The 18,972-nt window shown below is 64.7% G+C and carries 17 protein-coding genes; 8 read left to right on the forward strand and 9 right to left on the reverse strand.

What is annotated here, in order from left to right; translation table 11 throughout:
* Nucleotides 1-39 precede the first annotated feature (39 nt).
* Nucleotides 40-588: a type 1 glutamine amidotransferase domain-containing protein gene (locus tag FFS49_RS10950; RefSeq protein ID WP_039371378.1), complete on the forward strand. Its 549-nt coding sequence runs from the start codon at nucleotides 40-42 to the stop codon at nucleotides 586-588.
* Between the two features lie 141 nt (nucleotides 589-729).
* On the opposite strand, the gene FFS49_RS10955 is transcribed toward FFS49_RS10950, so the two are convergent.
* Nucleotides 730-1,980: a phosphatidylserine decarboxylase family protein gene (locus tag FFS49_RS10955; RefSeq protein WP_105815568.1), complete on the reverse strand. Its 1,251-nt coding sequence runs from the start codon at nucleotides 1,978-1,980 to the stop codon at nucleotides 730-732.
* A gap of 375 nt (nucleotides 1,981-2,355) precedes the next feature.
* Here FFS49_RS10955 and FFS49_RS10960 point away from each other — a divergent pair, with 375 nt between their 5' ends.
* Nucleotides 2,356-2,931: a YbhB/YbcL family Raf kinase inhibitor-like protein gene (locus FFS49_RS10960; protein WP_105815569.1), complete on the forward strand. Its 576-nt coding sequence runs from the start codon at nucleotides 2,356-2,358 to the stop codon at nucleotides 2,929-2,931.
* 30 nt (nucleotides 2,932-2,961) lie between these two features.
* On the opposite strand, the gene FFS49_RS10965 is transcribed toward FFS49_RS10960, so the two are convergent.
* The 6 genes from FFS49_RS10965 to FFS49_RS10985 all read right to left on the reverse strand — a co-directional run bounded on the left by FFS49_RS10965 (nucleotide 2,962) and on the right by FFS49_RS10985 (nucleotide 7,832).
* Nucleotides 2,962-3,618 (reverse strand): hypothetical protein, encoded by a 657-nt coding sequence (locus FFS49_RS10965; protein ID WP_105815570.1) that lies wholly within the window; start codon nucleotides 3,616-3,618, stop codon nucleotides 2,962-2,964.
* Entirely contained in the window at nucleotides 3,615-3,740 is a 126-nt protein-coding gene (locus FFS49_RS42920; protein WP_258181713.1) for a hypothetical protein, read from the reverse strand. The genes FFS49_RS10965 and FFS49_RS42920 overlap by 4 nt, the downstream gene beginning before the upstream one ends.
* A gap of 54 nt (nucleotides 3,741-3,794) precedes the next feature.
* Complete coding sequence (locus FFS49_RS10970; protein ID WP_105815571.1) at nucleotides 3,795-4,631, reverse strand: lysozyme inhibitor LprI family protein; 837 nt, start codon at nucleotides 4,629-4,631, stop codon at nucleotides 3,795-3,797.
* Nucleotides 4,632-4,715: 84 nt separating this feature from the next.
* Nucleotides 4,716-6,587, reverse strand: a complete 1,872-nt coding sequence (locus tag FFS49_RS10975) for a hypothetical protein (RefSeq protein WP_105815572.1) — start codon at nucleotides 6,585-6,587, stop codon at nucleotides 4,716-4,718.
* Nucleotides 6,588-6,759: 172 nt separating this feature from the next.
* A complete protein-coding gene (locus FFS49_RS10980; protein WP_137909919.1) occupies nucleotides 6,760-7,590 on the reverse strand; it encodes a hypothetical protein in 831 nt (276 codons plus the stop codon).
* Nucleotides 7,581-7,832: a hypothetical protein gene (locus tag FFS49_RS10985; RefSeq protein WP_105815574.1), complete on the reverse strand. Its 252-nt coding sequence runs from the start codon at nucleotides 7,830-7,832 to the stop codon at nucleotides 7,581-7,583. The genes FFS49_RS10980 and FFS49_RS10985 overlap by 10 nt, the downstream gene beginning before the upstream one ends.
* Before the next feature lie 209 nt (nucleotides 7,833-8,041).
* Here FFS49_RS10985 and FFS49_RS10990 point away from each other — a divergent pair, with 209 nt between their 5' ends.
* Together FFS49_RS10990 and FFS49_RS10995 are read left to right on the forward strand one after the other, a co-directional pair.
* The gene (locus FFS49_RS10990) at nucleotides 8,042-8,989 is read left to right on the forward strand and encodes a hypothetical protein (protein ID WP_224755702.1); all 948 of its coding nucleotides are present in this window, start codon (nucleotides 8,042-8,044) and stop codon (nucleotides 8,987-8,989) included.
* A 222-nt stretch (nucleotides 8,990-9,211) separates the two neighbouring features.
* Nucleotides 9,212-9,814 (forward strand): TetR/AcrR family transcriptional regulator, encoded by a 603-nt coding sequence (locus tag FFS49_RS10995; protein WP_105815575.1) that lies wholly within the window; start codon nucleotides 9,212-9,214, stop codon nucleotides 9,812-9,814.
* Nucleotides 9,815-9,962: 148 nt separating this feature from the next.
* Here FFS49_RS10995 and FFS49_RS11000 read toward each other — a convergent pair whose 3' ends face one another.
* On the reverse strand, nucleotides 9,963-10,565 hold the full coding sequence (locus FFS49_RS11000; protein WP_105815576.1) for a LysE family transporter: 603 nt from the start codon (nucleotides 10,563-10,565) through the stop codon (nucleotides 9,963-9,965).
* Between the two features lie 594 nt (nucleotides 10,566-11,159).
* Between FFS49_RS11000 and FFS49_RS11005 the strand changes: the two genes are divergently transcribed.
* From FFS49_RS11005 to FFS49_RS11020, 4 genes are all read left to right on the forward strand, one after another.
* Nucleotides 11,160-12,773, forward strand: coding sequence for a tryptophan halogenase family protein (locus FFS49_RS11005; protein ID WP_105815577.1), 1,614 nt, complete (start codon nucleotides 11,160-11,162; stop codon nucleotides 12,771-12,773).
* A complete protein-coding gene (locus FFS49_RS11010) occupies nucleotides 12,773-13,858 on the forward strand; it encodes a monodechloroaminopyrrolnitrin synthase PrnB family protein (RefSeq protein ID WP_105815578.1) in 1,086 nt (361 codons plus the stop codon). Before FFS49_RS11005 ends, FFS49_RS11010 begins: the two co-directional genes overlap by 1 nt.
* A gap of 65 nt (nucleotides 13,859-13,923) precedes the next feature.
* Nucleotides 13,924-15,624, forward strand: a complete 1,701-nt coding sequence (locus FFS49_RS11015) for a tryptophan 7-halogenase (protein WP_105815579.1) — start codon at nucleotides 13,924-13,926, stop codon at nucleotides 15,622-15,624.
* 23 nt (nucleotides 15,625-15,647) lie between these two features.
* The gene (locus tag FFS49_RS11020) at nucleotides 15,648-16,769 is read left to right on the forward strand and encodes a Rieske 2Fe-2S domain-containing protein (protein WP_039371244.1); all 1,122 of its coding nucleotides are present in this window, start codon (nucleotides 15,648-15,650) and stop codon (nucleotides 16,767-16,769) included.
* 41 nt (nucleotides 16,770-16,810) lie between these two features.
* Here FFS49_RS11020 and FFS49_RS11025 read toward each other — a convergent pair whose 3' ends face one another.
* Nucleotides 16,811-18,826 carry a glycoside hydrolase family 3 N-terminal domain-containing protein gene (locus tag FFS49_RS11025; protein WP_105815580.1) on the reverse strand — a complete coding sequence of 672 codons (2,016 nt, stop codon included), beginning with the start codon at nucleotides 18,824-18,826 and terminating at the stop codon, nucleotides 16,811-16,813.
* Nucleotides 18,827-18,972: the final 146 nt, after the last annotated feature.

The raw sequence follows: 18,972 nt of genomic DNA on the forward strand, positions 1-18,972 counted from the left end.
CGCGGCACGACGTGTGCCGCGTCACTGACGGAGGGCTTCATGAGCGGAAGGCTGGTTCATTGCAAGGTGGCGATTCTTGCCGTCGACGGTTTCGAGGAAGCCGAACTCGTCGAACCGCAGCGTGCGCTTGCGGCCGAAGGCGCGCAGGTCGACGTGATTTCGCAGAAGCCCGGCGAAATCCAGGGCTTCAGGCACGTCGACAAGGGCAAGCGCGTGAAGGTCGACCGCACGTTCGACGATGCGCGCGAAGGCGATTACGACGCGGTCGTGCTGCCCGGCGGCGTCGTGAACGGCGACGCGATCCGGATGGTGCCGGCCGCGCGCGAGTTCGTGACGGCGGCCGTCGGCGCCGGCAAGCCGATCGCGGCGATCTGCCACGGCGGCTGGCTGCTCGTGTCCGCCGGCCTCGTGGAAGGCCGCACGATGACGAGCTGGCCGAGCCTTCAGGACGATATCCGTCATGCGGGCGGCAAGTGGGTCGACCAGGAGGTCGTGCGTGACGGCCCGTTCATCACCAGCCGCAAGCCGGACGACCTGCCCGCCTTCAACGGCGCGCTGATCGATTCGCTGGCGCCGCAGCGGGCGTGACCCGTGGCGGGCGACGCCATCCGTCGTGTCGCCCCGGCCGGCGTTCCATCGACGTTCTGCGGCATTACAAAGCGTTGAAAACATTGCACCGACCGCCGCCGGCGTGCGTCGAGCATGCGAGCCCGACGCACGTGCGACTACTCACCGAGCGATCGCCACCGGTGAATTGACGTTCACGACGGCGGTGTCGTGGCCGAACGGCGGCGCAGGCACGAACCGGTCGATCACGCCGGCTTCGAACAGCAGGCAGCAGGTCGAGCCGCCGAACTGGAAATAACCGATCTCGTCGCCCTTGTCGACGCGCTGGCCGGGCACGACGTCGATCACGCAGGACGATACGTCGCCCATGCCGACGAACACGGCGGCAACGGTGCCGATGCCGGGATCGTCGCAGGCGATCGCGACCACGGCGCGCGTGGCGACCGCCGTCATGTACCCCTGGGAGTCGTTCAGTCCGGCCGGGTCGGGGCCCTCCGCCTCGACGACGGAGTAGTAGGTGCCGTGCACGCGGTACGCATGCGTGACGACACCGCGCACGGGTGCGTGCCAGCGATGGTAGTTGTACGCGCTCAGATACGCCTGGTACAGGTCGCCGCCGACGAAGCGCTCGGCGAGCGACAGCCGGGCCGGCGTGAAGATGTCGCGCAGCGAATACGGTTGCGCCTTGATCCAGAACGGGTCGCGCAGCTTCACGTTCGATTCGACGTGGTATGGCGCGGCCTCGCATGCGCTGACGATCACGTGCGGATCGTCGGGCGACGCGACGGGGCGCTCGCCCTCGCGAAAGCGCCGCGTGAAGAAGTCGTTCCACGAAGTGAAGCCGCCGTGCGGCTGGTCGTCGCGATACTGGAACTGCGACAGCCCGATGCGCTTGCGCGCCGCGTCGCAGAACCAGCCGTCGGGCGCCGACGTGTCGAGATGCGTGCGCGAATGCGGGCCGCCAAGGAAGCCGCACCACACGTTCAGCACGTTCTGCAGATGCGCGTTGACGGTGGCGTCGCGAAACACCGCATGGCCCGACGGCATGCACATCGGCCAGTCGAGAAACGCATTGATCGGGCACACGATCAGGCTCGCGTCGCTGAACGGCGGCGTGTAGGTCATCAGGTGATCCAGGACGGTCATCAGCTCGCCGATCGACGCATAGCCGAGCTGGCGGCCCGATTCGACCGCTTCATCGATCGCGCGGACCAGGCTCATGCGCAGCACCGCGTGGTCGTCGAACAGCCGCGCGAGTTCCTGCACGGCCGGCGTACGCAGCCGGTCGCCGGCTTGCGCGCGGGCCTCCGCCGCGACTTTTTCGCGGAACGCGGCCATGTGCGCTTCTTCGCGGGCCATCCATTCGCCGAGCCGATGGCGCTGGGGCGGCGGCGGGTTGAGGTCGGTCGGCATCGTTGTCTCCGGGGCGATTGTCGGGAATCGATGCAAGGAGCAATCCGCCTGCCCGGTGGGGGCATCGATCTTGCGGATCGGGTGCGCGCCCATGGCGTGCCGCCAGCGCGACGAGCCGTTCCGGCATGCGTTCACGGATTGTTCTGTTTCACGCAACAGGCTGATGTTGTCTGCCGACCTACTGCCGAATTCACGATGACCCTAGGATCTGTCGCGCAGGCTCTCGCACAGGCACCAGGGTGAGCACGTCATCGGTGCGACTCATGTTTGAAGTGCGAGCGCGGAATCCGCGTCGACGATCGTTGCATGCACTGCATCTCGGGTGTCAACCTGGCCGTACGAAACATCACACCGAACCTGGCTTGGCATCGCGCCATGAGATTTGATATTTTTCTGCGATCGGGTATCTGCTCCACGGTACTTTTTGCAATCGTGCCCGCAGTTGCTTTTGCTGATCCGCTTACCGTAACGGTCGACCATCTCGACCATGACGGTCAGTTCACGAATGCTCAGGTGTACAACGGATTCGGATGCCGCGGCGACAACGTCTCGCCTCGCGTCTCGTGGGCACACGTTCCGCCGGGAACCAGAAGCATCGTCGTCACCCTGTACGATCCTGATGCCCCGACCGGCGGGCTCGGCTGGACGCATTGGGAAGTCGTCAATATCCCGCCTTCGGAAACGTCGATTCGTAAAGGTGCATCGGGAGATGCGCGCCTCATGCCGGTGGGCGCGCTAGAGACGCTGACCGATTTCGGCGAGTCCAGGTACGGTGGGCCATGCCCGCCTCAAGGTGAGTCTCATCGATATGTCGTGACGGTATCCGCCCTGTCGATTCCGCATGTCGACGTGAAACCGACGTCGAGTCCGGCGGCCGTTGCCTATCAGATGCATGGAAACATTCTTGGGCAGGCACGATATGTCGCGAGCTACCACCGATCGTCGAATTGACGGTGCGCGCCGGTTCGCTCGCGGCTTGCCCTATCGCACCAATACCGCCTTCACGCAGGCCGGACCCAGCGGCTCGCCGTTGTCCGAGAGCGCGCTGAGCGGATAGACCCTGATATCCATGCGTGGCCGCTCGAAAGAATCGAAGACCCACCGGCCGTGTTCGCCGTAATGGGTGTGGCGACTGAACCCCATGGACTCCAGTGCGTGCGTGAATTGAGCGAAAGTGGGCTCACATGCCGTCAACGGAGAGGCCTGCGTACCGGGAATCGGATCAAATATCAGGTCCACACGCGGCCCGGTATCACCGACCGTCACCCGCTGGAGACTGAATGCCCAGTTGCCCGGCAAGCGTTGACCATAGCCGAACTGATCCTTGCCGATCGCCGTGGTCTGCACGCCGAAGATGCGGTGTACCGTTTCGGGCGTGATGTCGGTAACCTGCCCGCTTGCCTGAATCAGCGCCAGCATGCGCTGTAGCGCTTGCGTCGCGCTCAGGTTGGCCGGCGTCCGGGATTCGGTAGGCGAATTGCCGGCGGGGTCCGGCGTGGTCGCGTCAGCAGGCTGTCCGTGCACGCTGCCAAACGGGATGCATACACTCAATGCCGCCACGACGATCCCCCACGTGACGAACATGCTGACGGTGCGCCGGACTGAAAATTCCGGAATGCTGCTTCGGGGCGGCATCATGCTGAATCCTTGTGGCGGGTGACGACAGGTAAAGAGAGCGCTTCGCACTCCAGATGGCCAACAGGAGCGGAAATAGGCAGTTCATGTGCGAGCGAATGCTTCGCATCGGCGGAATCGTGCATGTCATGATTCCGCGTGGGAATGAACATCGCTGACGCACCCGATGCGCGCGGTTCTCAGCGTGCCGCGCGAGGGTAGCGGCTGTCGGTCAGGCAGGCGCGTAGCCAGCCCGTGTCTTCCGTGCCCAGTTCGGCTTCGGCGTCCAGCTTGGGCAGGGCCGTTGGCGTCAACGGCGGGCGGCCCGGATGGAGATTCCAGCCGGCGGCCGACTTGCGCGGCTCATCCGCATCCGGATCCGGGCACGGGCTGCCGCCCTCGGCGCTGTCGCCGCATGCTGCAACGGTTTCCAGCCTGCCCTGGACGACGTTGCCGACCAGGCGCGTCTCGTAGTAGCCGCCGCTCGCCCAATCGTCCTGCAGCGTGCAGATCCTGTCATGGTTCTGATAGCGGCGTTCGCTGAAGCATCCATAGCTCAGTTGGCCATCGTGGGGCAGGAAGTCGCATCGGGTCTCGAATCCGGCGAACGGGCCGCCCGTGAATTGCGTTAGAAACGTGCGCTGCGCAAGGGCCGTTTCAAGCAGGCGCGGCGCGGCCTTGCCGCGTTCGCTCAAGGTCTCGGTGCGCTGGCGGATCGCCTGGAGCAGGCTCGCACGCAGGGCCTTGGCATTCGGTGCGCCGGGAAAATCGACCGGATCCGCGAAACGCTTGTCACGCGCCGCGAGCCAGCGCTTCTGACTGCGTACCAGCATCGCGCGCAATTCGCTATCGTTGCCCGCCTGCTGCATGACGGCCGTATAGGTTTTGCCCATTTCCGCATCGGCGGCCTTGAGCTGTTCATCGGCACAGATCGTGTGCTCGACGCGGTTGCTGGCCTTCTTGCAGTCGATTGCATGTGCGGAAGCTGCGGTGAAGAGCAGGGCGACGCAGGCGACGTGCTGGATGATGGGTTTCATGCTGGTTTGCGTACCGATCCGGTTGTTCAGGGGGCAGGCCGCGCTTCAAGTCCTGGCGGCCATGACGATGGTCGGGGCGTGCGCTCAACGCACGCCGAGAGAATAGTCCTGACCGTACACCGAGCGAAGTTCACCCGGCTTGCCCAGGAGCTTGAGCGGGCGATACCTGGCGTTGGACAGGATGCGCGTGGCGCGCGGGTAGAACCCCGGGTCGGATGCGAGCCCCTGTACGTGCGCCATGTCGGCCGGGATACGGGTGAGGGTATAGCGCGTCAGGTCGCACTGGATCTGGCCGCCGACGATCTCGCACGCTTGCTTGTCGTAGTCCGCGTTGGGCGGCGTGGGGTACAGCCCGTCAATCACGACGGCTTCGCCCGCCGCGACGCTGAACGAAGCAAACTCGCGCTTGAGCCGGGTCGAGACCGCCAGCCCGTCGACGGACTTCTCCCGGGTGACGGTCTTCCATCCCGCGGGCTCGGTCATCTCCGACACCGTTCTCTTCTCCGTCGCCCAGAATGCGCAGCCGCCGCCCTGGACGAAGATCGACGAGCAGTACGTATCCGTGACCTCACGGTCACGAAACTGCGCGTTGAACCATTCCTGCGACTGGATGAAGTCGGTGTTCTTCTTGGGCAGCAAGGCGATCTGCCCCAGCGGCGAACGCCCCGGCTTCTGCTGGGTGCCGAGCTGCGACATCGTGTCGGCGGTCGTCTCGTAGGTATTGCCGGCGACCGTGTAGGTACCCGGATTGACGATGTAGACGAAGTACTGCGTGTTGCCCGCCACGAAGGTCGAGACATAGCCGTGCAGCCCCACTTCGGTGAAGGGTTCGTCCGGCCCCACGCGTATCACGTCACGGGCGTTGGCCTTGTTTTGCCAGATGGTGGTGGCGGTCACGTCGGTACGGAATGCCCATTTCTTCTCGTTGACGGCTTCGTCGCCGGTGTACTTTCTGTCGAGGTTGATGGCGGGCACGATCACGAGGGACTTGCCGGCCACCACGGCGCGGTTGATCAGCCAGTCGATGCCGGCGTGCCAGCGTTCCAGCTTACGCTCGCGGGGCAGCGCCGGCGGCTCTTTCGATTCGCCCGGCGCCGCCGCGGTGGCGGCCGCGACGAGCGAGCAGATTTCCTTGCGCAGTGTTTCGTCGTCCATCTCCTGCTTCGGGTTGAGTCGGGCGACCACGGAGATCACGCCCAGCGACTCCTCCAGCATGAAGCGAATCGGGAACGCGCGCTTCTCGCCCTGGTCCGGGAGCGGCTGGACGAGCGTGACTTCGGTCAGCGTGCCGTGCCGTTCGTTCGACGTCACGCCCAGCTTGGCTGCGGTGGCCGCTTGTGTTAGCCGGGCAGCCGCGTCGGCCGGGTTCAGCGCCTTGATCGGCAGCCAGGTGGTGTAGTGGCGGCCGGTGACGCCATCCAGTGCGGGGCGGAAGTTGTAGGTGCAGGTGGTAAAGGCGGGCGCGGCCGGGAAGGCGTCGCCGGGCGACGCGGGCGCCGTAGCCGCCACGCCGGTGCTCACTGCGTTACGGCTCATGTCGACGCGGCCGAGCATGCCGCACATGCCGCCCCGGATGGTTTCGGGGGCTGCCTGCATGCCTGGGGGCAACGTCGTCGCCACGGAAAGGGTTTTCGTGTCCTGATTGGCCGTCAGCGTAATGGCGAATCCGCGGGCGCGGTCACTTTGCTGTTGCTGTATCGTCAGCTGGCCGGCCGAACCGGTGTAGTTCTCGTCGCCGATCAGGAAGCCGTCGCCCGCGGCAATCTGCTTGAGTTGCGCGATGGCGTTGCGTGCGTCCAGGCCCGGAACTGTGGCGAACGTCGAGAAGCGTGTGCCGGCACCGGTGTCGGCTTCACGCTTGAAATTGGCTTCGCAGCCGGCCGCAGCCGCGGCGTGGTGCCAGCCGAGACCCAGCATGAGCCCAAGGAATGTCAGGCGCAGGCGTGCGGAATTCATGATGGTGCTTCCCCCCGTGTAGTGATGGCTTCAAGCCGATGTCTTCCATTCGATCAGCAGTCCGGATGGGCGGTGACGCACTCGAAACTCGCTGCGCGGCCGCATTTGCGGCGCCGGGCAGGTGCTGGCATGCCCGGCTCGGGCGCATGCCCTGACGCCCGCGTGCTCCAGCTCAGGCGTCGGCGCCCTTGCATTTCATGCTTGCGATACGTTGGTCTGGCCGGGAGCGGTAGAACACGAAGTTCGTTGCGCCCGGGCCCTGATTGCCGCCTTCTTCTTCGACGTACGTTTCCGCAAACACCGGCACGGCGGCGTTGGCGATGGTGACCCGGAAGAACACGTTGTTTTGCGTGTTCGGCGCAGTGGTGCCGTAGTCGAGCGCGCATCGGCCGGCGATGCGCCTGACCGTAGCGCGGCTGCCGAGCTGGCGCAGCAGGATGTCCTGCGTGTCGTCGCTCGGGTAGAACTTGCGCAGCGCGATCGACAGGACCGCGGTCGCATTGCCATTGAGGACGACGCCGACGTGGCCTTCGTTGTCCGTCTTGACGCCGGCGTCCTCGCCGACCTTGCCGTCCGGCACATCCACGTCGCCGAAGCCGGCGAGCAGCGTGCTGCCGCCACGGTAGTGCGTGGCCACGGGGGAATGGCTGTCCGGATTGCGGAGCGGCTTCGCGTCGCTCCATTGCATGCCGGGCAGGTTGTCGAACGCCGGCCAGGCTGCCGGCTTCGCCCCGCCGAATACGCCCAACAGTGTTTGCAACGGCGATGCCGCGGCCGTTTCCGATACCTGGGCGGCCGACAACGACACCGCGGAGGCGGGGGCCGTCGTCGGGCTGGCGGGCGGCGTGGCGCGCTGGCACGCGCCCAGGCCGATCAGCAGGACGCCGGCCGATAGCGCACGCCACATGGGGGGCGGGAATCGCATGGGCAGACGTTGCGTGACGCGCTCCTGGTTTGCGCGGCGGCGCGGGTGACGCAGCCAGTGACAGGCGATCAGCGGCATTTGACGTCGTAATCCGTGACAGACGGGAAGTCCCCCTCGCCGACGGTGATCAACGTCAGATTGCCGGCATTGCGGGCGTGCATCAACCGCCGAATAGCATTTTTGTGAAACGTGTTCATTTTCCAAATATTAGGATCGGAAAATATATCGAGAAGTAGAAACACGGCGGCCGTCGTGCGTGCGCCGATTGCCTCGGTCTTGCTGATCGCGATTCTAGTCAAAGTAGATCGACTAGTATACATTCGTCATATCGTTCTTCTTGCGTCGTCAGAGTGCCGACCGGATGCCAACCGATGCAGGGGCGCCGAGTATGGTTTGGGCAGGCATTTCACCGTGACACCGACAGCCGAAATCGACGATGTGCTCGCACACCATGCGACCGGCGCATGTCCTACGTATACGCGGTTGCTGATGTCGTTCGGGGCATCCTCGTGCGATGTGCGCCCGGTTGATGTTCAACTCCAATCGCGGCTGTGTGCCGCTTTCGTTTCGACTGCGAAGCATCGCGTTCGCAGTCGCGATCAGTACCCAGCTCGAGATGACCACGCGTTCCGGACGCCCTGCCATGCAGACAAAAGCCATCAAGAAAGCCACTATTTTGTTCGCCCGGGTCAACCGGGCGACCGCTGACAGGTCGCGTCAACGCCCGGCGGCTGTTTGCGCGACAGTCGGGTTATTGGTCGTCGCCAGCGTGTTTTCGGGGTGTGCGCCGCTATCGGCGTCCGCGCCGGCCGATCCTCAACAACAGGCTGTCGCAGAGCAGCGGAATGCGAACGCGTTGTATAGCCGGAAGGTATTGGCATACAAGCCGATGTTCGAGAATCCCGACGGCTATGGTCGAGCGCAGATACTGGACGCATACGAGGCGGTCCTCCAGCAGTACTCCGTCGCTGCCATCGTGTATGCCCGCATCATCTACCCCGAGGCTCGACAGGCGCTTCCCCCTTCGCTGCAGCCATTGCCGGCGCCGTCGGGGCCGGTCACGCTGGCGGTCGTCAATCGCGACTACGAACACGTGCTCGGAATGAGCGCTGCGTTGTGGGAGATGGATATGGCGGCGAACTTTGGCCGGCCGTCGAAATTGCCGATACCGAAATACACCGGCCCGGTGCTCGTCATGCCGCCTTTGCCGCCGTTTCCGCCGCTGCAGGATGTTCGCGATCCCAAGTTCGCCCGGCTCGTGACCATGACGAAGAAAGTGGACGATGCGCAGAAGGCAGATCTGGCACGAGAGCACGCCGCGATCGAGCAACAGTATGCCGAGCAGGCCGCCTGGAGGGCTCGGCACCCGATGGGGCAGTATGACAACATCGATCCGAGGACCGGACTGCCGTATGCACCCCCGCCACAGGAGACGCAACGATGGTGCATGATGGGCGGCGGCCGGGTGCCTTGCTGAAACCGCTTCGCGCGGCGGTCATTGCGGCATCCGTTCCCCACGTAGGGCCTTCTGCTTCAAAACCCATACTTGCCTGCCCGGGTGACGCTGTTCGCCGACGGCGATCGGTTGCGCATGCTGGTCAACCCGGTATCCGGCAAGGGGCAGACGTGCCCGACAGGCTGAAAGGAGCGGTGCGGGCGGCGGTGCTAAGATGCCGCCCTGTAGTCAGGAGATGCATGAATGCGCGCGAGCAAACGCCAGCAGGTGGTCGACAAGGCAGGTGAGTTGTTTTCCCTCCATGGTTTTCATCCGGTCGGCATCGACCGGATCATCGCCGAAGCGGACGTTGCCCGCATGACGCTCTACCATCACTTCGCGAGCAAGGACGACCTGATCAAGGCCGTGCTGGAACAGCGCTACAACTTCATCATGGAGAGCATCGCGGCGAAGCTCGGCCCCATGCCGCACGCCGCTGCGCGCCTGAAGGGAATATTCGACTGGTACGGCACCTGGTTCAGCAGCCCGGAGTTCGCGGGCTGCCTGTTCGAGCGTGCGCTGGCCGAGTTTGGCGCGACCTGCCCCAAGGTGACCGACGTGGCGGTGCGCTATCGGGATGACTTGCTGGCCCTCATGGAGCAACTGCTCGCCGAGATCGTTCCGCGTCGCCGGGCCCGTCAGCTGGCAGGCGTGTACGTGATGTTGCTGAGCGGGGCGACCGCGGATGCACGCGCAATCGGGGATCCGCGCGCTGCCGCAAGGGCTTGGCAGGCGGCGGAGATGCTGCTGAACGAGTCCAAGGTCGCAGCTGAAAGCATGCGCAAAGCCCGTAGCGGTCGTGCCTGATCCGTTGTGGGCCTCCGTTTAGCCTTGGCGCAACGCCGGCCGTAGCGAGGACGAACGCGGGGCAACGCTGTCAGGCATTTGGTGAACGCGCTGCAAGGTGATCCCGGCATCCATGCCGATGGGTGCCACGACAATGCGCCGCGCCCCCTCATCGATTGAGCACGGAACTGGCCAGCGTTGCTGCGAACGTCAGCAACACGAGCGAGGAACACCGCAGCACGATGGAAGCCAGTCGACCCTCAGTACGATTCATGACCAGCAGCCGCCCCGACCGGGACCACAGCAGTCCGATCGGTACCAGCGTGATCAGAAACACACCTGTCGACGTCAGGAAAATCTCGAGCGACCTGAACGCTGCCTCCGGGAAAATTGCGCTTGAAAACAGCAAGGCCTTCGGATTCATCAACGTCGCGAGGAAAAGCCCTCGGAACCCCAGCGGCGGTGCGTCGGTGGTGTCGAAGTCGGCGCCCTTGAACCACATCTTCACCGCGAGGTAGAAGATGAACGTGGCGCTGATCAACTTGACGACACTGACGATCCACGGATATTGCGTCGCCAGCGACCAGAGAAAAAAGCCCCATACGGTGATGGCGATCACATAGCCTGACGCCTCCGCCGCGACCAGCCTGCACGCACCTCGCAGATTCAGCTTGAGCCCGGCGGACAGCAGCAGCGTGTTTGTCGGCCCGGGTACCAGCAGCACGATTGCGGCGTAGAACGACATCTTCAGCATGGGGCTCAACGTCAACATGGGTGAACCTCGTTTTTCCAGCGATTGGTTTGGTGCGGATCATCATAAGTCGCGGAAAGTGTCAGTGACAACTCTTGTTCCTCGCGTTTGAGATAGCGAAACTCCGCGATCGATTGCTTCATTCGATTATCACGATATGTGAGTCGATGACATGAATTATCGCGCTCAAAATTAAAATCCGGGAATCTGAAATTGTCATTGCAATTGCTCCGGAAATTTTAAGGTTCCAGGTCGAATTTGCCGAAATAAATTTATTCGTATTTCAAGCGCGCAATTTTTGCGGGGTCGTATTCGATAACGTGATGTCGGCGCGCCAATGTGCCTGGCCGGGAGGCGAAAAACGGGGATAATTCAATGGTCATGCACTAACCATCAAATTGCTGACAAATATTGTTTTCAATATGAAGTGATTTATTGTCGATGCGCATCGTATTCAGTATCTGGATCGCGAGATGGAATCCCGGGTAAAACAAATAAAAATCCTGTCAAACATGCCAGTTTGATTTAATTAATCGACGGCCTATTCTAAACGTGGATCAATTGAGCACCCTCGCAGATGTCCATTCGGGTTTCAAATCCTATGGGAAGCGCGTCATGAGCCATCCGATCAAGAATATCGTCATCGTGGGCGGCGGCACCGCGGGCTGGATGTCCGCCTCGTACCTCGTCCGGGCGCTCCAGCAGCAGGCAAACATCACGCTCATCGAGTCCGAGGCGATCCCGCGGATCGGCGTGGGCGAGGCGACCATCCCGAATCTGCAGAAGGTGTTCTTCGACTTCCTCGGGATACCTGAGCGGGAGTGGATGCCCCAGGTGAACGGCGCGTTCAAGTCCGCCATCAAGTTCGTGAACTGGAGGAAGTCGCCCGACCGCTCGCGCGACGATCACTTCTACCATCTGTTCGGCAGCGTGCCGAACTGCGACGGCGTGCCGCTGACCCATTACTGGCTGCGCAAGCGGGAGCAGGGCTTCCAGCAGCCGATGGAGTACGCGTGCTACGCGCAGCCCGAGGCGCTCGACGCCAGGCTGGCACCGTGCCTGCTCGACGGCACCCGCCAGATGCCCCACGCATGGCACTTCGACGCGCACCTGGTGGCCGATTTCCTGAAGCGCTGGGCCGTCGCGCGCGGGGTGACACGCGTGGTCGACGAGGTCGTGGAGGTTCACCTGAACGAGCGCGGCGATATCGCTAGCCTGTCCACCAAGGAAGGTCGGACGCTGGAGGCGGACCTGTTCATCGACTGCTCCGGCATGCGGGGGCTCCTGATCAACCAGGCCCTGAAAGAGCCCTTCATCGACATGTCCGACTACCTGCTGTGCGACAGCGCGGTCGCCAGCGCGGTGCCCAACGACGATGCGCGCGTGGGGATCGAACCGTACACGTCCGCGATCGCGATGAACGCGGGGTGGACCTGGAAGATTCCGATGCTGGGCCGGTTCGGCAGCGGCTACGTGTTCTCGAGCAAGTTCACGTCGCGCGACCAGGCCACCGCCGACTTCCTCAACCTCTGGGGCCTGTCCGACAAGCAGCCGCTCAACCAGATCAAGTTCCGGGTCGGGCGCAACGGGCGGGCGTGGGTCAACAACTGCGTCGCGATCGGGTTGTCGTCGTGCTTTCTGGAGCCGCTGGAATCGACGGGGATCTACTTCATCTACGCGGCGCTTTACCAGCTCGTGAAGCACTTCCCCGACACCGGGTTCGATCCGCGGTTGAGAGACGCGTTCAACGCCGAGATCGTCTACATGTTCGACGACTGCCGGGATTTCGTCCAGGCGCACTATTTCACCGCGTCGCGCGACGACACGCCGTTCTGGCGCGCGAACCGGCACGACCTGCGGCTCTCGGACGCCATCAAGGACAAGGTCGAACGCTACAAGGCGGGGCTGCCGCTCACCACCACGTCGTTCGACGACGCGACGTACTACGAAACGTTCGACTACGAATTCAAGAACTTCTGGCTGAACGGCAACTACTACTGCATCTTTGCCGGCCTGGGGCTGCTGCCCGACCGTTCGCTGCCGCTGCTGCAGCACCGGCCGGCGTCGGTCGACAAGGCCGAGGCGATGTTCGCCCGCATCCGGCGCGAGGCCGAGCGTTTGCGCGCGAGCCTGCCGACGAACTACGACTACCTGCGGTCGCTGCGTGACGGCGAGGCAGGGCGCGCTCGCAGCCAGCCCGGGCCGGTCGCGGCGCCGGAGACGCTGTAGTGGAGCGCGCCCTGGGCCGGGCACGCGCATTCGCGGCCACGCACGCCGCGGTGGCGGCGTGCGATCCGCTGCGCGCGCGGGCGCTCGTGCTGCAGCTGCCGGCCCTGAATCGCAGGAACGACGTGCCCGGCATCGTCGGCCTGCTGCGCGAGTTTCTTCCGGCGCGCGGCGTGCCGTCCGGCTGGGGCTTCGTCGAAGCCGCCGCCGCGATGCGCGACATCGGGTTCTTCCTGGGGTCGCTGAAGCGGCACGGACACGAGCCCGTGGACGTGGTGCCCGGGCTCGAGCCGGTGCTGCTCGACCTCGCACGTGTGACCGACCTGCCGCCGCGCGAGACGCTCCTGCATGTGACAGTCTGGAACCCCGCGACGGCCGACGCGCAGCGGAGCTACACCGGGCTCGGCGACGAAGCGCACCTGCTCGAGAGCGTGCGCATCTCGATGGCGTCCCTCGAGGCGGCCATCGCGCTGACCGTCGAGCTATACGACGTGCCGCTGCGCTCGCCTGCGTTCGAGGAAGGGTGCGTCGAGCTGGCGGCCCATCTGCAGAAAATGGTCGAATCGATCGTCTACGCGTACCGCTTCATCTCGCCGCAAGTCTTCTACGACGAGCTTCGCCCGTTCTACGAACCGATTCGTGTCGGGGGCCGGAGCTACCTTGGCCCCGGCGCCGTGGAAATGCCCCTCTTCGTGCTGGAGCACGTGTTGTGGGGATCGCAATCGGACCACCCGGCTTATCTGGAATTCAAGGAGACGTACCTGCCCTACGTGCTTCCCGCGTTCAGGGCGATCTACGCCCGGTTCGCCGGAAGGCAGGCGCTCGTCGACCGTGTGCTCGGCGAGGCGCAAGCGGCCCGCGAGCGGGGCGAGCCCGTCGGGGCCGGGCTGGCGGCCCTCGAGCGGATCTTCGAGATCCTGCTGCACTTCCGGGCGCCTCACCTCAAATTGGCGGAGCGCACGTACGCAGCCGGGCAAACCGGCCCCACGATCGGCAGCGGCGGGTACGCGCCCAGCATGCTCGGCGATCTGCTCACGCTCACGCGCGACGCACGGTCCCGCCTCCACGCCGCGCTCGCCGAGACCTGATACCAGACGCCTGACGCCTGACGTGCTTGGCCGTGTGTTCCATCTCACCAGGAGAGCTTGCCCCCATGACTCAGAAGAGCACTGCAAACGAGCGCGATAACCACCACTTCGACGTGATCATCCTCGGTTCGGGCATGTCCGGCACCCAGATGGGGGCCATCCTGGCCAAACAAAAGTTTCGTGTCCTGATCATCGAGGAGTCGTCGCACCCACGGTTCACGATCGGGGAATCGTCGATCCCCGAGACCTCGCTGATGAACCGCATCATCGCCGATCGCTACGGCATTCCGGAGCTGGACCACATCACGTCGTTCTATGCGACGCAGCGTTACGTCGCGTCGAGCACGGGCATCAAGCGCAACTTCGGCTTCGTGTTCCACAAGCCCGGCGAGGAGCACGATCCGAAGGAGTTCACCCAGTGCGTCATTCCGGAGCTGCCGTGGGGACCGGAGAGCCATTATTACCGGCAGGACGTCGACGCCTACCTGCTGCAGGCCGCCATCAAATACGGCTGTACGGTCCGCCAGAAGACGAGCGTGACCGACTACCACGCCGACAAGGACGGCGTCGCGGTGGCTACCGCGCAGGGCGAACGGTTCACGGGCCGGTACATGATCGACTGCGGAGGGCCCCGCGCGCCGCTCGCGACCAAGTTCAACCTCCGCGAAGAGCCGTGCCGCTTCAAGACGCACTCGCGCAGCCTCTACACGCACATGCTCGGGGTCAAGCCGTTCGACGACATCTTCAAGGTCAAGGGGCAGCGCTGGCGCTGGCACGAAGGGACCTTGCACCACATGTTCGAGGGCGGCTGGCTCTGGGTGATTCCGTTCAACAACCACGCGCGGTCGACCAACAACCTGGTGAGCGTCGGCCTGCAGCTCGACCCGCGTGTCTACCCGAAAACGGATATCCCCGCGCAGCAGGAGTTCGACGAATTCCTCGCGCGGTTCCCGAGCATCGGCGCGCAGTTTCGCGATGCCGTGCCGGTGCGCGACTGGGTCAAGACCGATCGCCTGCAGTTCTCGTCGCGCGCGTGCGTCGGCGACCGCTACTGCCTGATGCTGCACGCGAACGGGTTCATCGACCCGCTCTTCTCCCGGGGGCTCGAGAACACCGCGGTGACCATTCACGCGCTCGCGGCGCGCCTCATCAAGGCGCTGCGCGACGACGATTTCTCCCCCGAGCGCTTCGAGTACATCGAGCGCCTGCAGCAGAAGCTGCTGGATCACAACGACGACTTCGTCAGCTGCTGTTACACGGCGTTCTCGGACTTCCGGCTGTGGGACGCGTTCCACCGGTTGTGGGCGGTCGGCACGATCCTCGGGCAGTTCCGGCTCGTGCAGGCCCACGCGAGGTTCCGCGCATCGCGCAACGAGCGTGACCTCGATCACCTCGACGACAACGCGCCGTATCTCGGCTTCCTGTGCGCGGACATGGAGGGGTACTACCAGTTGTTCAACGACGCCAAGGCCGAGGTCGAAGCGGTGAGCGCCGGGCGCAAGGCGGCCGGGGAGGCCGCCGCGCGGATTCACGTCCTCATCAACGAACGGGAATTCGCGAAGCCGATGTTCGGCTTCGGGTACTGCATCACCGGGGCCAAGCCGCAGCTCAACAATTCGAAGTACAGCCTGCTGCCGGCGATGAAGCTGCTGCACTGGACGCAGACCAGCGCGCCGGCCGAGGTGAAAAAGTACTTCGACTACAACCCGATGTTCGCGCTGCTCAGGGCGTACGTCACCACCCGCGTCGGCCTGGCGCTGAAGTAGTCGGCCGACACTGCCACGAGACCATGGACGACGTTCAATTTCAATTGCATCAAGCGGATGCCCGGGAGCAACCGTCGGGGGCGTACGACGCGACCACGCGCGTGGCCGCGAGCTGGTACGTCGCGATGCGCTCGGACGACCTCAAGGACAAGCCGCTGGAGCTGACGCTGTTCGGGCGGCCGTGCGTGGCGTGGCGCGGCGCGATGGGGCGGGCCGTGGTGATGGACCGCCACTGCTCGCACCTCGGCGCGAACCTGGCCGACGGGCAGGTCAAGGACGGGTGCATCCAGTGCCCGTTTCACCACTGGCGGTACGACGAGCAGGGCCAGTGCGTACACATTCCCGGCCACAGCGAGGCGGTGCACCGGCTGGAGCCTGTCCCGCGCGGCGCGCGCCAGCCGACGCTGGTCACCACCGAACGGTACGGCTACGTGTGGGTCTGGTACGGCTCGCCGCAGCCGCTGCACCCGTTGCCCGACATCGCCGCGGCCGACGTCGACAACGGCGACTTCATGCACCTGCACTTCGCGTTCGAGACGACGACGGCGGTCTTGCGGATCGTCGAGAACTTCTACGACGCGCAGCACGCGCACCCGGTCCACGCGCTGCCGATCTCGGCGTTCGAACTCAAGCTCTGCGACGACTGGCGCCCGTGGCCGGAGGTCGAGCCGCTGGCCCGGGCGGGCGCGTGGTTCGGCGCCGGGATCGACTTCACCGTGAACCGGTACTTCGGGCCCCTCGGCATGCTGTCGCGTGCGCTCGGCCTGAGCATGTCGCAGATGAACCTGCACTTCGACGGCTACCCCGGCGGGTGCGTGATGACCGTCGCGCTGGACGGAGACGCCAAATACAAGCTGCTCCAGTGTGTGACGCCGGTGAGCGACGGCAGGAACGTCATGCACATGCTCATCTCGATCAGGAAGGCGGGCGGGCCCGTGCGCCGCGCGATCGACTACGTGCTGTTCGGACTGCAGACCAGGCAGGCGGCGGGATACGACGTCAAGATCTGGAACGGGATGAAGCCGGACGGCGGCGGCGCGTACAGCAAGTACGACAAGCTCGTGCTCAAGTACCGCGCGTTCTACCGGGGCTGGGTCGACCGCGTCGCGTCGAGCGAGCGGCAAGGCGCGAGCCGGCGGCCCTAGCCGACGCCGGCCCCGGTCAGCGGGCCGGCATCGGCAACGCGTCAATACGAGAGGCCGAAGCCGAACGGATACAACGGATGCGCGGTATCGTGCGGCACGTCTTCCCGCTGCGCCGCGACTTCCGCCATCGACGACGGCAGCTCGAACGGCAGCTTCCCTTGCGGTTGGCCTTTCCCGGTCAGCACGTCGAACAGCGCGGCATCGGTCACGCCGAAGTTCGCGAGGATCGCGGTGGCTTTGTCCTGCACGTTGGTCAGGATCGCGGGACGATCCATGTACACCGAGACGATCGACTTCGGCGCGAGCGCGGCCTGCTTGATGGCCTCGTAGTCGGCACTGCCGTCGACGAACGCGAGACTGCCTTCATGCTGCATCGAGCCGAACATGTAGTTCGGGTGCAGCGTCTGATAGGGCGTGCTCACGCGGAGAATCGCCACGTCCGCGGCCCGCGGCGTATCGACGACCTGATAGCCATATTGCCGCGCGACGGCGGGATCGATGCCGTACAGCCAGACTTTCTTGCCCGACGCCGTCATCGGCAGCAGCTTGCCGTCGTTCTGCAGCAGCACCATCGAGCGGCGCTGCGCATCGAGCGCCTGGGCCTGGAAGTCGGCGTTTCCGACGATCTTCCCGGCCGCGTCCGCATCGACATATGGATGGTCGAACAGGCCTTGCTGGAATTTCTGCAGCAGCACGCGATAGGCCGACTCCGACAGGCGCGCTTCCGACAACTGCCCGCGATTGACGGCGTCGATGAGGTCGCTCGGATCGTCGTCTCCGCCGAACTGGTCGATGCCGGCGTCGACCGCGCGCGTGAAGCGCTGCACGCGGGTCGCGCCCTCCATCCCCCAGGGCATGCCCAGCCCGACGAACGACGGCGCGCCCGATGACACACCGTTGATGCAGTTCGCGTCGCAGTCGTCGGCGATCAGCCAGTCGGACACGATCACGCCGTTGAAGCCGTATTTCCCGCGCAGCAGGTCGGTCAGCAACGCCTTGTCGTAGGCGCCGCCAACCGGCTCCAGCGTGATGCCGTCGACCGTCACCGTCATGTCCGGCTCGGAATAGGTCGGCATGACCGAGCCGACGTTGGCGGCGAAGGCGCCTTCGAACGGCTTCAGGTGATAGGCGAAATTGTTGCCCGGATAGGTCGCATAGCGGCCGTAGTAATTGTGGCTGTCGAACCCGAGTTTCTGCGCGCCATATCCGGCCCAGTGCTTGACGACCGCGATGACGCTATTGGCCTGGATGCCGTTGCTGCCGCCCTGGAAGCCTTCGATATAGGCCTGGACCTGCGTGCGGGCGAGATCGGCGTCTTCGCCGAAGGTGCCGTTGATGCGTGCCCAGCGCGGTTCGGTCGCCAGATCGGCTTGCGGTGAAAGCGCCACGGTGATGCCGACGGCGCGATACTCCTGGCGCGCGATGTCGCCGAATTTTCGCGTGAGCGCCGTATCGCCGATCGCGGCGAAGCCGAGCGTTTCCGGCCACTGCGAGAAGCCGCTGCTGCCCGCGCTTGCGCCAAGCGTGTACTGGAAATGATTGCGCGGATCGGAGCTGATCGACACCGGGATGCCGAGCCGCGACTGCTCCGCCAGCGTCTGGATCTGGTTCGCCTGGTCGGCCATGGTGTGCGCATCGGCACTCATGCGCGTGATATAGGTGTTGACGCCCCGCTGATTGATGAGCGTCTTGAGCGCCGCCAGGTCGTACGCGGAGCCGGTGCCCGCACCGGTCGTGTCGTTCAGCACCGGCGCGGTGCCGTGCATCATCAGGCCGGCTTTCTCGGCCAGCGTGAGGCGGCCGACCAGGTCGCGCGCACGCACTTCGGCACTCAGCCGCCAGTCTTCGTACGGTTCGAGCTGACCGCTCTTGTCCATGTCCTTGAACTTCAGGCCGTCCCGGGTGATCAGGTTCAACGTGGTGTAGCCGAAGTCCTGCTGCGTGACAGGCGGGGCAGAGGAGTCGACGCCGCCGCAGGCAAACAGCCCCAGCGTGAGCGCGGTGCCGGATGCGGCCCGTGCCGATCGGCGAATGGCTGATCTCGTGATGCGTTGCATTGCTTGTCTCCTGAATCGGATTTTTGGCGCGGCCGTGATGCATGACGCAGGGCCGCCGGCCACTTTACCGAGCTGTTTCAGGGGACGTTTTGCCGCCGGGTGCAGTTTTTGCCCCGATGGGGCGCGATGTGTCGGGCCATGCGAGC

The sequence above is a fragment of the Burkholderia sp. 4NA327C6 genome (assembly GCF_005502655.1).
GTDB classification, from domain to species: domain Bacteria; phylum Pseudomonadota; class Gammaproteobacteria; order Burkholderiales; family Burkholderiaceae; genus Burkholderia; species Burkholderia contaminans.